General features: G+C 60.8%; 9 protein-coding genes and 3 tRNA genes. 10 read left to right on the plus strand and 2 right to left on the minus strand.

The features are described 5' to 3' along the window. Window positions 1-152 precede the first annotated feature (152 nt). The 5 genes from J2W17_RS24730 (at window position 153) to J2W17_RS24750 (ending at window position 5,113) form a co-directional block, all read left to right on the plus strand. Window positions 153-229: transfer RNA gene (locus tag J2W17_RS24730), tRNA-Met, on the plus strand. 219 nt (window positions 230-448) lie between these two features. Continuing rightward, a tRNA-Met gene (locus J2W17_RS24735) sits at window positions 449-525 on the plus strand. Between the two features lie 221 nt (window positions 526-746). Beyond that, window positions 747-823: transfer RNA gene (locus tag J2W17_RS24740), tRNA-Met, on the plus strand. A 352-nt stretch (window positions 824-1,175) separates the two neighbouring features. Beyond that, window positions 1,176-3,818, plus strand: coding sequence for a bifunctional lysylphosphatidylglycerol flippase/synthetase MprF (mprF, locus tag J2W17_RS24745; RefSeq protein ID WP_307340812.1), 2,643 nt, complete (start codon window positions 1,176-1,178; stop codon window positions 3,816-3,818). After that, on the plus strand, window positions 3,818-5,113 hold the full coding sequence (locus J2W17_RS24750; protein ID WP_307340816.1) for a virulence factor family protein: 1,296 nt from the start codon (window positions 3,818-3,820) through the stop codon (window positions 5,111-5,113). Before mprF ends, J2W17_RS24750 begins: the two co-directional genes overlap by 1 nt. Window positions 5,114-5,223: 110 nt before the next feature. Here J2W17_RS24750 and J2W17_RS24755 read toward each other — a convergent pair whose 3' ends face one another. After that, the gene (locus J2W17_RS24755) at window positions 5,224-7,125 is read right to left on the minus strand and encodes a potassium transporter Kup (protein ID WP_307340819.1); all 1,902 of its coding nucleotides are present in this window, start codon (window positions 7,123-7,125) and stop codon (window positions 5,224-5,226) included. A 445-nt stretch (window positions 7,126-7,570) separates the two neighbouring features. Between J2W17_RS24755 and rimO the strand changes: the two genes are divergently transcribed. The 5 genes from rimO (at window position 7,571) to tsaA (ending at window position 11,701) form a co-directional block, all read left to right on the plus strand. Further along, entirely contained in the window at window positions 7,571-8,908 is a 1,338-nt protein-coding gene (rimO, locus tag J2W17_RS24760) for a 30S ribosomal protein S12 methylthiotransferase RimO (RefSeq protein WP_307340821.1), read from the plus strand. Between the two features lie 113 nt (window positions 8,909-9,021). Continuing rightward, complete coding sequence (locus tag J2W17_RS24765; protein WP_307340824.1) at window positions 9,022-9,495, plus strand: GNAT family N-acetyltransferase; 474 nt, start codon at window positions 9,022-9,024, stop codon at window positions 9,493-9,495. A gap of 185 nt (window positions 9,496-9,680) precedes the next feature. Beyond that, window positions 9,681-10,391, plus strand: a complete 711-nt coding sequence (locus J2W17_RS24770) for an rRNA pseudouridine synthase (protein ID WP_307340827.1) — start codon at window positions 9,681-9,683, stop codon at window positions 10,389-10,391. Window positions 10,392-10,466: 75 nt separating this feature from the next. Further along, window positions 10,467-10,934, plus strand: coding sequence for a YehS family protein (locus J2W17_RS24775; protein WP_307340830.1), 468 nt, complete (start codon window positions 10,467-10,469; stop codon window positions 10,932-10,934). Between the two features lie 68 nt (window positions 10,935-11,002). Continuing rightward, the gene (gene tsaA, locus J2W17_RS24780) at window positions 11,003-11,701 is read left to right on the plus strand and encodes a tRNA (N6-threonylcarbamoyladenosine(37)-N6)-methyltransferase TrmO (RefSeq protein ID WP_307340833.1); all 699 of its coding nucleotides are present in this window, start codon (window positions 11,003-11,005) and stop codon (window positions 11,699-11,701) included. A gap of 131 nt (window positions 11,702-11,832) precedes the next feature. Here the strand turns inward: tsaA and fpr are convergent, their stop codons facing one another. After that, window positions 11,833-12,612, minus strand: a complete 780-nt coding sequence (gene fpr / locus J2W17_RS24785) for a ferredoxin-NADP reductase (protein ID WP_008054100.1) — start codon at window positions 12,610-12,612, stop codon at window positions 11,833-11,835. Window positions 12,613-12,753: the final 141 nt, after the last annotated feature.

Below are 12,753 nucleotides of genomic sequence, written 5' to 3' on the forward strand. Positions count from 1 at the left end.
AACTCCACCCAATAGAGCTCGAGGCCTTGCCACACCTGCCTTACAGGCCTCCCGCCCCACCTTGATGGAGAGCTAAGCGATTGAACAGGAACAGGTTTTTTCAAGATTAGGGTTGACACCCCTGCCATCCTCTGTAGAATCCAACACACAGACGCGGGATGGAGCAGTCTGGTAGCTCGTCGGGCTCATAACCCGAAGGTCGTCGGTTCAAATCCGGCTCCCGCAACCAAACATCAAAAAAGGCTACTCGAAAGAGTGGCCTTTTTTGTGTGCGCTTGTTTTATCCGAATGCAGCGCTTACCCATCGCTAGCACGGAAAGAGAATTCGTTCTGATTCCGGGACTTAGATGTCCCCTGCCGCAATTTGCCATTCATTTGCACTTATTCGACCGGTTTCAGGATTAAAGGTTGACTCTGCGCCGTGCGCCTGTAGAGTGCCGCCCACAGACGCGGGATGGAGCAGTCTGGTAGCTCGTCGGGCTCATAACCCGAAGGTCGTCGGTTCAAATCCGGCTCCCGCAACCAAACACTCAAAAAAGGCTACTCGAAAGAGTGGCCTTTTTTGTGCGCGTCTATTTCGTCTAAATGCAGCGCTTACCCATGAGTAGCGCGCAAAAGAGAAATCGTTCTGATTCCGGAACTTAGGTCTCCCCTGCCGCGCTTTGCCATCCATGGCACTTATTTGGCAAGGTTCAGGATTAAAGATTGACACTGCGCCGTTCGCCTGTAGAATGCCGCCACACAGACGCGGGATGGAGCAGTCTGGTAGCTCGTCGGGCTCATAACCCGAAGGTCGTCGGTTCAAATCCGGCTCCCGCAACCAAACATCAAAAAAGGCTACTCGAAAGAGTGGCCTTTTTTGTGTCTGAGGGAAAAGTCCTTTCGCAACAATGACCTGTCACCCTGCAGCGATGCCCCCTGTAGGAGCGAGCCTGCTCGCGATGGTCGTTAACGATAACGCGTCTTCACTGGTTAAACACGGCGCCTCTTGAGTCCATCGCGAGCAGGCTCGCTCCTACAGGGGGATTCGCTCTCAGACAAACCCTTTTCAAATGATGACGCGCCATCGCCGGGTCCCAGTGAGAATAGGTATATTTGTAAGTATTTTTTTCTACAGGGATTGGTAACTTGACCGGATACCCCCATCCTGTCGCGCACAATCCAAGAGGTGATTGATGCGCACCAACTCGTCTGATTCACAAGACACCGTCACCGCGACACAACCGATCAAGGCTGAGCGTCTGCGCTTGCTGGACCTGGTCAGCAAATATCGGCAACCCCTGGGTCTGGCCGTCACGCTGCTGTTATTCGCTATCGCGCTGGTTGCCTGTCGTCACCTGCTGAGCGAACTCGATCTGTACGCGTTGCACGACTCGATGCTCGAAGTATCGCAACCGGCGTTGCTCGGTGCATTGGCTGCGACAGTGGTCGGCTTCATCATTTTGCTCGGCTACGAGTGGTCGGCCAGCCGATATGCCGGCGTGACACTGGCGCCGCGCACCCTCGCCCTGGGCGGGTTCACCGCATTCGCCATCGGCAATGCCATCGGTCTTTCGATGCTCTCGGGAGGCTCGGTTCGCTACCGCTTATATGCTCGTCATGGCCTGGGGGCTTCGGAAGTCGCCCACATGACGCTCTTCGCCAGTCTCTCGCTCGGGTGCGCCCTGCCCCCGCTCGCGGCGCTTGCCACGCTCAGCGACCTGCCCGCCGCTTCCGTCGCCCTGGGGCTGTCCGAGGCACTGCTCGGAGCGGTCGCCGTCGCGGTACTGCTGCTGTTTACCGTGCTGGCGATCGGCATTTACCGCCGTCGCCTGCCTGAACAGCCTTACCCGGATAATCTGCTGGTCAAGGTGGGCCGCCGCACCTTGCGCCTGCCGGGGCGTCGCCTGACCTTCCTGCAATTGGTCATCACCGCCCTGGACGTGGCCGCCGCCGCGACCGTGCTGTATCTGCTGCTGCCAGAAGCGCCGCCCTTCGGTGCCTTCCTGCTGGTGTACCTGCTGGCCCTGGCAGCCGGGGTTCTCAGCCACGTGCCGGGCGGTGTCGGGGTGTTCGAGGCCATCTTGCTGGCCGCCTTCGCCGACAAGCTCGGTGCCGCGCCACTGGCGGCCGCGCTGCTGCTATATCGCTTGATCTATGTGGTGCTGCCGTTGCTCGTAGCATGCTTGCTGTTGTTGATCAATGAAGGCCAACGCGTATTCCAGACACGCCAGACGCTACGCGCCGCGTCCGGCCTGGCCGCACCAATCCTGGCAGTGCTGGTGTTCCTGTCCGGCGTAGTACTGCTGTTCTCCGGCGTGACCCCGGAAATCGATACGCGCCTGGAGCACATCGGCTTTCTGATTCCGCATCGACTGGTCGACGCCTCGCACTTCGGCGCCAGCCTGGTCGGCGTGCTGTGTCTGCTGCTGGCCCAAGGCCTGCGTCGACGCCTGTCGGCCGCGTGGATGCTGACCACCATTCTGTTGCTGGTGGGCGCCCTGCTCTCGCTGCTCAAGGGCTTCGACTGGGAAGAAGCCTGCCTGATGACCCTGACCGCGAGCCTGCTGGGGGTTTTCCGCAGCTCGTTCTATCGTCCCAGCCGCCTGACCGAACTGCCCTTTTCACCGCTGTATCTGGTGTCCAGCCTGTGCGTGCTCGGGGCGTCGATCTGGCTGCTGCTGTTCGCCTATCAGGACGTTCCCTACAGCCATCAACTCTGGTGGCAGTTCACCCTCGATGCCGATGCCCCTCGCGGCTTGCGCTCGCTGCTCGGTGCCGCCGTCCTGTTGCTGGTGGTGTCCCTGACCTGGCTGCTGCGCACCGCGCGCCCGGTGATCCACCTGCCAACGCCCGATGAGCTGGAGCGCGCGACCAGGATCCTCATGGCCTCCGCGCAACCGGATGGCGGCCTGGCCCTGACCGGTGACAAGGCGCTGCTGTTTCACCCTGACGACCAGGCGTTCCTGATGTACGCCCGCCGTGGTCGCAGCCTGGTGGCCTTGTACGACCCGATCGGCCCGGCCCTGCAACGGGCCGAGATGATCTGGCAGTTCCGCGACCTGTGCGACCTTCACCACGCCCGCCCGGTGTTCTATCAGGTGCGCGCCGAGAACCTGCCGTATTACATGGACATCGGCCTGACGGCGATCAAGCTCGGGGAAGAAGCCCGGGTCGATCTGCAGCGCTTCGACCTCGAGGCCAAGGGCAAAGAGATGAAGGACCTGCGCTACACCTGGAATCGTGGCACCCGCGACGGCCTGTCGCTGGAAATCCACGAACCGGGCCACGCGCCGATGGATGAGCTCAAGGTGATCTCCGATGCCTGGCTGACCGGCAAGAACGTGCGCGAGAAAGGCTTCTCCCTCGGCCGTTTCAGCGATGACTACCTCAAGCATTTCCGCATCGCGGTGATTCGGTTCGAAGGGCGCCCGGTGGCGTTCGCCAACCTGCTCGAGACCTATGGCCATGACCTGGCCAGCCTCGACCTGATGCGCGCGCACCCCGATGCTCCCAAGCTGACCATGGAATTCATGATGGTCGGCCTGATCCAGCATTATAAAAATCATGGATACGCGCGCTTCAGCCTGGGCATGGTGCCGCTGTCTGGATTGCAACCCCGTCGCGGCGCTCCGCTGACCCAGCGCCTGGGCTCGATGGTGTTCCGCCGTGGTGAGCAGCTCTACAACTTCCAGGGCCTGCGCCGCTTCAAAGACAAGTTCCAGCCCGACTGGGAACCCCGCTATATGGCCGTGCCCGCCGGACTCGATCCGCTGGTGGCCCTGGCCGACACTGCTGCCCTGATTGCGGGCGGCTTGACTGGATTGGTGAAACGCTGATGATTCAACGCTCCCTGCGGTACGTACTGGGCATATTGGTAGTGCTGGCCCTGATCCTCGCTGGCGGTTACTGGTACCTCAAACGTCCGGCACCCGAACCCACCCTCGAACAGCTGACTCCCGCCGATGGCGCGGCGATGACTCGAGTCATCCCCGGCAACACCCCGCGCGCCCAGGTGCTGGTGGCGGTCTACGCCGAGCAGAAGCTCAGCGACACACAACTGCTGACCCTCAGCCGCAGCGGCTCGGCGCAGATCGTCCAAGTGATCCTGCCCAAAGACTGCCTGCTGCAAAGTCGTGCCCTGCAATCGGGCCTGAGGGCGCTGAACGGCCCGGCGACCCTGGTCAGCGGCATCGGCCCCGGTGCCGTGCTGGCATGGCGCTGGCTGTCCGAGCAGAAGAACGATAAAGCCCAGGCCGTGTCGGTGGACCTGGCCCTGGAAAAACCCGGTTGCACTCATCTGCTGCCGAAAAGCGCCACCCACGGCCACTGGCTGGTGGCCTGGAACGACAACCCGGACGACACCAGCGCCGGCTTCGTACGCGACCAGCCGAACGCCGAAACCAGCATCAGCGACTACGACATCAACCTGCCGCAAGTGCTGAACAACGAACTGCGCAAGCTCCTCGTCGGTGGCGACAAAGCCGCGGGCGGCCTGCAGATTCCGGTGGTCGAAGTCCCGGCCGGCCAGGCCCGGGACACCGTCACCCTGTTTCTCTCCGGCGACGGCGGCTGGCGCGACCTGGACCGCGACGTGGCGGGCGAGATGGCCAAGATCGGCTACCCGGTGGTCGGCATCGACACCCTGCGCTACTACTGGCAGCACAAGAGCCCTGAGCAAAGCGCCCTGGACCTGGCCGAGCTGATGCAGCACTACCGGCAGAAATGGGGCACCAAACGCTTCATCCTCACCGGTTACTCGTTCGGCGCCGACGTCCTGCCAGCCATCTATAACCGCCTGGAGCCCGCGGAACAACAACGGGTCGACGCCATAATCCTGCTGGCCTTCGCCCGCACCGGCAGCTTCGAAATCGAAGTCGAAGGCTGGCTTGGCAATGCCGGCAAGGAAGCCGCCACCGGCCCGGAAATGGCCAAGTTGCCGGCGGAGAAAGTGGTGTGCATCTATGGCGAAGAGGAAACCGATGAGAGCGGCTGTACTGATAAGACGGCTGTGGGTGAGGCGATGAAGCTGCCTGGCGGGCATCACTTCGATGAGAACTACCCGGCTTTGGCCCAGCGGTTGGTGGATGTGATCGAGAAGCGTCAGGCGAAGGAAACGGCGGCTCAGGAATGATCTGAGCTTCGCTGACAAAACAGCCCTCGATACCTCACGGTAGCGGGGGCTTTTTTCATTCCAACTGACGCCGCAGATCCAATGTGGGAGCGGGGGCTTTTGGATGGGGCTTACATTTCTACCTGGGTACCCAACTCAATCACCCGGTTCAACGGCAGATTGAAGAACCGCAAATTGCCATTGGCGTTCTGCAACATGAAGGCAAACAGCGCCTCGCGCCAGCGGGCCATGCCTACGAGCTTGGAGGCGATGACCGTCTCGCGGCTGAGGAAGTAGGTGGTGCGCATCGGGCTGAAGTCCAGGTCTTCGAGATGACACAGCTTCAGCGCCTGGGGCACGTCCGGCTCGTCCACGAAGCCAAAGTGCAGGATCACCCGGAAGAAGCCTTCGCCGTGGGATTCGACCTCGAAGCGCCGCGCCGGCGGTACCCGCGGAATATCTTCGTAGACCACCGTCAGCAGCACCACTTGCTCATGCAATACCTGGTTATGCAGCAGGTTGTGCAGCAACGCGTGGGGCACGGCATCCGGACGCGCGGTGAGGAATACCGCCGTGCCCTGGACCCGATGCGGTGGTTGGACGGCGATGCTGCTGATGAAGATCGGCAGCGGCAATCCGCCCTCGTCAATTCGGTCGACCAGCAGTTGTTTGCCGCGCTTCCAGGTGGTCATCAGCACGAACAGCACAATCCCGGCGATCACCGGGAACGCCCCGCCCTGCACGATCTTCGGCACGTTGGCGGCGAAGTACAGACCGTCCACCAACAGGAAGCCGAGCAACACCGGGACGGCGAGCACCGGTGGCCATTTCCACAATAACAACATCACCGCCGACACAAGGATAGTGGTCATCAGCATGGTGCCGGTCACGGCCACGCCATAGGCCGAAGCCAGGGCGCCGGAGGATTCGAAACCCAGCACCAACAGGATCACGCCGACCATCAGCGACCAGTTCACCGCGCCGATGTAGATCTGGCCCTGTTCGGCACTGGAGGTGTGCTGGATGTGCATGCGCGGAATGTAGCCGAGCTGAATTGCCTGGCGAGTCAGGGAGAACGCCCCGGAGATCACTGCCTGGGAGGCAATCACCGTCGCCATGGTCGACAGGCCGACCAGCGGAATCAAGGCCCAGCTCGGCGCCAGCAGGTAGAACGGGTTACGAGCGGCTTCCGGATCACCGAGCAGCAGCGCGCCCTGGCCGAAGTAGTTGAGAACCAGCGCCGGCAACACCAGGATGAACCACGCCCGGGCAATCGGCTTGCGACCGAAGTGGCCCATGTCGGCGTACAGCGCTTCGGCACCGGTCAGCGCCAGCACCACCGCACCAAGGATCGCCACGCCCATGCCCGGATGCACGACGAAGAAACGCACGCCCCACACCGGGTTCATGGCCTGCAACACTTCCGGGTGTTGCAGGATGCCGTAGACCCCCAGCGCACCCAGCACGACAAACCAGGTGACCATGATCGGCCCGAACAGAATGCCGATCCGCGCGGTGCCGTGACGCTGGATCAGGAACAGCGCCACCAGCACGATCAACGACAGCGGCACCACCCAATGGTCGATACCTTCGAATGCCAGTCCCAGGCCTTCAATCGCCGAGAGCACGGAAATCGCCGGCGTGATCATGCTGTCGCCATAGAACAACGCTGCACCGATCAGCCCGCAGACCACCAGCAAGGTACGTAACTTCGCATGCCCCGCCGCTGCCCGCCGGGCCAGGGCGGTCAAGGCCATGATCCCGCCTTCGCCCTGGTTATCGGCACGCAGGACAAACATCATGTACTTGATCGAGACGACCCAGATCAGCGACCAGAAGATCAGGGCCAGAATCCCCAGCACCCCGTCATGGGTGACGGGCACGCCGTAGCCACCGGAAAATACTTCTTTGAGGGTGTACAGCGGGCTTGTACCGATATCGCCATACACCACCCCGACCGCTGCGACCAGCATGCCGATCGGCCTGGCCGCCGAATGCTCGGCACCCGCCGCCTGACTACTTGCCTGACCCATCCACCACCTCTGCATCCAGACCCGAACCGCTTAAGAAAAAAACCCCATGATTGCCGAGCAGCATGCGCTGTTTTACACGCTGTTACAGACGTTTTATTGACTGTACGAAATCGGCAATGTGCAACGGCGCGAAGCATAGCGCAGCACTCGTCGTATTTCCCCGTATAAAGCTGGTCAAGTGCGCCTCTCATCGCTAGAATTGCGCACTTTTTGATCAGAGGCTAAGCGTCCTGCCTCGCGAATCACTGCTGATTTTTGACGGCGCCTGTTGTCGCCATGCTGCGTTGCCGCTTCTCGCCATAGCAAGCTATGACTCGGCGCGGCGCCTTACCTGGCAACAATAGTCACTTGTCAAAAAACAGCGTATTCACGAGGCAGGACGCCAAGCGCCCGTCTGTCGCCTTGCCGTCTTCGGCTGGAGGCGTCACAAATACCGAGGTTAGACATGTCCACCACTCCTGCGCCGGCCAATCCAAAGGTTGGCTTCGTATCCCTGGGTTGCCCCAAAGCTCTGGTCGACTCCGAACGCATCCTGACCCAGCTGCGCATGGAAGGCTATGACGTCGTGTCCACTTACGAGGACGCCGACGTCGTGGTGGTCAACACCTGCGGCTTCATCGATTCGGCCAAGGCTGAATCGCTGGAAGTGATCGGCGAAGCCATCAAGGAAAACGGCAAGGTCATCGTCACCGGCTGCATGGGCGTCGAAGAAGGCAACATTCGCAAGGTGCATCCGAGCGTGCTGGCCGTGACCGGCCCGCAGCAGTACGAGCAAGTGGTCAACGCCGTGCACGACGCCGTGCCGCCGCGCCAGGATCACAATCCGCTGATCGACCTGGTGCCGCCGCAAGGCATCAAGCTGACCCCACGTCACTACGCCTACCTGAAGATTTCCGAAGGCTGCAACCACAGCTGCAGCTTCTGCATCATCCCGTCGATGCGCGGCAAACTGGTCAGCCGCCCGGTCGGTGATGTGCTCGACGAAGCCCAGCGCCTGGTCAAGGCCGGCGTCAAGGAGCTGCTGGTGATCTCGCAAGACACCAGCGCCTACGGCGTCGACGTGAAGTACCGCACCGGCTTCTGGAATGGCGCACCGGTGAAAACCCGCATGACCGAACTCTGCGAAGCCCTGAGCACCCTCGATGTCTGGGTTCGCTTGCACTACGTTTACCCGTACCCGCACGTCGACGAGCTGATCCCGCTGATGGCCGCCGGGAAAATCCTGCCGTACCTGGACATCCCGTTCCAGCACGCCAGCCCGAAAGTCCTCAAGGCGATGAAGCGCCCGGCCTTCGAAGACAAGACCCTGGCTCGCATCAAGAACTGGCGCGAGATCTGCCCGGACCTGATCATCCGGTCGACCTTCATCGTCGGCTTCCCTGGCGAAACCGAAGAAGACTTCCAGTACCTGCTGAACTGGCTGACTGAAGCCCAGCTCGACCGCGTCGGCTGCTTCCAGTACTCGCCGGTAGAAGGCGCACCGGCCAACCTGCTGGACGCGGCCATCGTGCCGGACGACGTCAAGCAAGACCGCTGGGACCGCTTCATGGCGCACCAGCAGGCCATCAGCTCGGCGCGCCTGCAAATGCGCGTTGGCCGTGAAATCGAAGTGCTGGTCGATGAAGTCGACGAGCAAGGCGCGGTCGGCCGCTGCTTCTTCGATGCCCCGGAAATCGACGGTAACGTATTCATCGACAACGGCAGCAACCTGAAACCGGGCGACAAGGTCTGGTGCAAAGTGACCGACGCCGACGAATACGATCTGTGGGCTGAACAGATCTAAACGCAAAAAAAACGAAAAGCCCTGCTCTCTTGACGAGATGCGGGGCTTTTTTACGTCTATCGTTTTGTGGGGGAAAGGATTCGCATCATCAACTGCAAAAGGGGCAGCCGGGCATGCGCCAACATTCGGTCATCCAGACGCCGAAACAGAGCGATTACGAAGAGCTGACGCAGGTGTGGGAAGCCTCGGTTCGCGCCACCCATGACTTTCTGCCCGACAGCTACATCGACCTGCTGAAGAACCTGGTGCTGACCCGCTACCTCGATGCGGTGATGCTGATTTGTACCAAAGACTCGAGCCAGCGCATCACCGGGTTCGCCGGGGTCGCGGCGGGCAAGATCGAAATGCTCTTCATCGACCCGGCGCATCGAGGCCAGGGCCTGGGCAAACAGCTGTTGCGCTATGCGATGGAACACCTGAATGCCGATGAACTGGACGTCAACGAACAGAACCCGCAAGCCCTGGGGTTCTACTTCAAGCAGGGGTTCGAGGTGATTGGCCGCTCCGAGGTCGATGGCATGGGCCAGCCCTATCCATTGCTGCACATGCGCCTTCGTCAAACCCGACAACGCTCACAACATGGCTGACACGACACAGAACAAACTGTAGGAGCTGGCTTGCCAGCGAAGGGGCCCGAGAGCCTTGCGCAGATCAATCGGCCGCCTTCGCTGGCAAGCCAGCTCCTACGAAAAGCTGTACGGCACAAATGGAACCGGGCTTAACCGGCGCCCAGCAGGTACAATGCCCACCCCTTTTTTGTTACGGCCCTGTCATGACTGACCCGATTCGTCTCTCCAAACGCCTCATCGAACTCGTCGGCTGTTCCCGTCGGGAGGCTGAGCTGTTCATCGAGGGCGGCTGGGTCACCGTGGACGGTGAAGTCATCGACGAGCCGCAGTTCAAGGTCGACACCCAGAAAGTCGAGCTCGATCCAGAAGCCAAAGCCACTGCGCCAGAACCGGTGACCATCCTGTTCAACGTCCCGGCAGGCATGGATGCGGAAACGGCCATGGCGACCATCAGCGCCGAGACCCTGAGCGAAGAACACCGCTTCAGCAAACGTCCGCTCAAGGGCCACTTCCTGCGCCTGACCGCCAGCACCGACCTGCAGGCCAATGCCAGCGGTCTGCTGGTGTTCACCCAGGACTGGAAGATCCTGCGCAAGCTCACCGCCGATTCCGCCAAGATCGAACAAGAGTATGTGGTCGAGGTTGAAGGCGACATGGTGGCTCACGGCCTCAACCGCCTGAACCATGGCCTGACCTACAAGGGCAAGGAACTGCCACCGGTCAAAGCCAGCTGGCAGAGTGAAAACCGTCTGCGTTTCGCGATGAAGAACCCACAACCGGGGGTGATCGCCCTGTTCTGCCAGGCCGTCGGCCTGAAGGTCGTCGCCATCCGCCGGATCCGCATAGGCGGCGTTTCCATTGGCAAAGTGCCCTTGGGGCAATGGCGCTACCTGTCCGGCAAAGAGAAGTTCTGAGACTGCTCACGCCGCCACACATTTTGGCGCCGCTGCTTATGCGGCGCCCACTGCCGATTATCAGGATTGCACACCATGATTCATAACGACGTACTGCGCAGCGTGCGCTACATGCTCGACATCAGCGACAAGAAAGTCATCGAGATCATCAAGCTCGGCGGCATGGACGTGACCCTGGAAGACCTGGTGACGTACCTCGACAAGAAAGAGGAAGACGAGGAAGGCTTCGTCCGCTGCCCGGACGAAGTGATGGCGCATTTCCTCGATGGCCTGGTGATCTTCAAGCGCGGCAAGGACGAAAGCCGTCCGCCACAGCCGATCGAAACGCCGGTGACCAACAACATCATCCTGAAGAAACTGCGGGTGGCCTTCGAACTGAAGGAAGACGACATGCACGCGATCCTCAAGGCCTCCGAGTTCCCGGTGTCCAAGCCCGAGCTGAGCGCGCTGTTCCGCAAGTTCGGCCACACCAACTACCGTGCGTGCGGCGACCAGTTGCTGCGCAACTTCCTCAAGGGGCTCACTCTGCGAGTGAGAGCTTGAAGCAGCTGCAAGCCGATTTTGTTCAGCTTGAAGCTTGAAGCTTGAAACTTGTTGCTGGGCCCCAGCCTATGACCTACAGCGTTTCCCCCATCGGTTTCGTGCGCTCCTGTTTCAAGGAGAAGTTCGCCATTCCGCGCCAGCCGCAACTGGCTCCCGCCGCTCGCGGCGTGCTGGAACTGGTGGCGCCGTTCGATCAGGGTGATGCGGTGCAGGGCCTGGAACAGGTCAGCCATGTCTGGCTGCTGTTCCTGTTCCATCAGGCCCTGGAAGAAAGACCACGCCTGAAAGTGCGCCCGCCTCGCCTGGGCGGCAACAAATCCATGGGGGTGTTTGCCACCCGTGCGACCCATCGGCCCAACGGCATCGGTCAATCCGTGGTCAAGCTGGACAAGGTCGAAGCCAACCGCCTGTGGATATCCGGCATCGACCTGCTCGACGGCACGCCGATTCTCGACATCAAACCCTACGTGCCCTACGCCGATATCGTCGATACGGCGTCCAACAGCATTGCCAGCGCTGCGCCGCAGATGATTCCCGTGCAGTGGACGGATTCGGCATTGCAACAGGCGCACGGGCACGCTCAGCGCCTTGGCGAGCCCTTGGTAGAGCTGATCGAGCAGTGTCTGGCGCAGGATCCGCGTCCGGCTTACCAGACGCCTGCGCCGGAGCGGGAATATGGGGCGCAGTTCTGGGATGTGGATGTGCGGTGGCATTACCCCGAGTCAGGCCTGATCCGCGTTCTGGAAGTTATTCCCGCGATCGTCTAAACACCAGAAACCACTGTGGGAGCGAGCCTGCTCGCGAAGGGGGCGTATCAGTCAACATTGAAATTGACTGTTACACCGCTTTCGCGAGCAGGCTCGCTCCCACAGGGAAAGCAGAGCAGTTGAAAAGTTGCTTATTTCTCGACGAACGCACGCTCGATCAGGTAATCACCCGGCTCGCGCATCCGTGGCGAGACTTTCAGGCCGAAGCTGTTCAACACTTCGCTGGTCTCGTCGAGCATGCTCGGGCTGCCGCACAGCATGGCGCGGTCGTCCTGCGGGTTGATCGGTGGCAGGCCGATGTCGCTGAACAGCTTGCCGCTGCGCATCAGGTCGGTCAGGCGCCCCTCGTTCTCGAACGGCTCACGGGTCACGGTCGGGTAGTAGATCAACTTGTCACGCAGGGCATCGCCGAAGAACTCGTTCTGCGGCAAGTGCTCGGTGATGAACTCGCGATAAGCGACTTCGTTGACGTAACGCACGCCGTGGCACAGGATCACTTTCTCGAAACGCTCGTACGTTTCCGGGTCCTGGATGACGCTCATGAACGGCGCCAGACCGGTACCGGTACTGAGCAGGTACAAATGTTTGCCAGGCTTCAAGTCATCCAGCACCAGGGTGCCGGTAGGCTTCTTGCTGATGATGATCTCGTCGCCTTCCTTCAGATGCTGCAGCTGGGAAGTCAGCGGACCATCAGGCACCTTGATGCTGAAGAACTCGAGATGCTCTTCCCAGTTCGGGCTGGCAATCGAGTAAGCGCGCATAAGCGGCCGGCCGTTGGGCTGTTGCAGGCCGATCATCACGAACTGACCGTTCTCGAAGCGCAGGCCCGGATCACGGGTGCACTTGAAGCTGAACAGAGTGTCGTTCCAGTGATGAACACTGAGGACACGCTCGTGGTTCATGTTGCTCATGTACGTGGGACTCCTGGAGATTTGTCTGCGCGTGCTCTGCGCGGCTCTGCGAATATGAGCTGATGTGCGCAATTGCATCGCATTCTAATGGCAGCGACAATATCTGTTAACTGGATTATTAAGATAAGGGTTATCGGTTAT

It is taken from the genome of Pseudomonas lini (genome assembly GCF_030812475.1).
Taxonomy (GTDB): domain Bacteria; phylum Pseudomonadota; class Gammaproteobacteria; order Pseudomonadales; family Pseudomonadaceae; genus Aquipseudomonas; species Aquipseudomonas lini_A.

What these genes read in the sequence shown, in the direction of transcription:
- mprF (WP_307340812.1), top strand. Translation starts at nt 1,176, where the DNA reads ATGCGCACCAACTCGTCTGATTCACAAGACACCGTCACCGCGACACAA.
- J2W17_RS24750 (WP_307340816.1), top strand. Translation starts at nt 3,818, where the DNA reads ATGATTCAACGCTCCCTGCGGTACGTACTGGGCATATTGGTAGTGCTG.
- J2W17_RS24755 (WP_307340819.1), bottom strand. Translation starts at nt 7,125, where the DNA reads ATGGGTCAGGCAAGTAGTCAGGCGGCGGGTGCCGAGCATTCGGCGGCC.
- rimO (WP_307340821.1), top strand. Translation starts at nt 7,571, where the DNA reads ATGTCCACCACTCCTGCGCCGGCCAATCCAAAGGTTGGCTTCGTATCC.
- J2W17_RS24765 (WP_307340824.1), top strand. Translation starts at nt 9,022, where the DNA reads ATGCGCCAACATTCGGTCATCCAGACGCCGAAACAGAGCGATTACGAA.
- J2W17_RS24770 (WP_307340827.1), top strand. Translation starts at nt 9,681, where the DNA reads ATGACTGACCCGATTCGTCTCTCCAAACGCCTCATCGAACTCGTCGGC.
- J2W17_RS24775 (WP_307340830.1), top strand. Translation starts at nt 10,467, where the DNA reads ATGATTCATAACGACGTACTGCGCAGCGTGCGCTACATGCTCGACATC.
- tsaA (WP_307340833.1), top strand. Translation starts at nt 11,003, where the DNA reads ATGACCTACAGCGTTTCCCCCATCGGTTTCGTGCGCTCCTGTTTCAAG.
- fpr (WP_008054100.1), bottom strand. Translation starts at nt 12,612, where the DNA reads ATGAGCAACATGAACCACGAGCGTGTCCTCAGTGTTCATCACTGGAAC.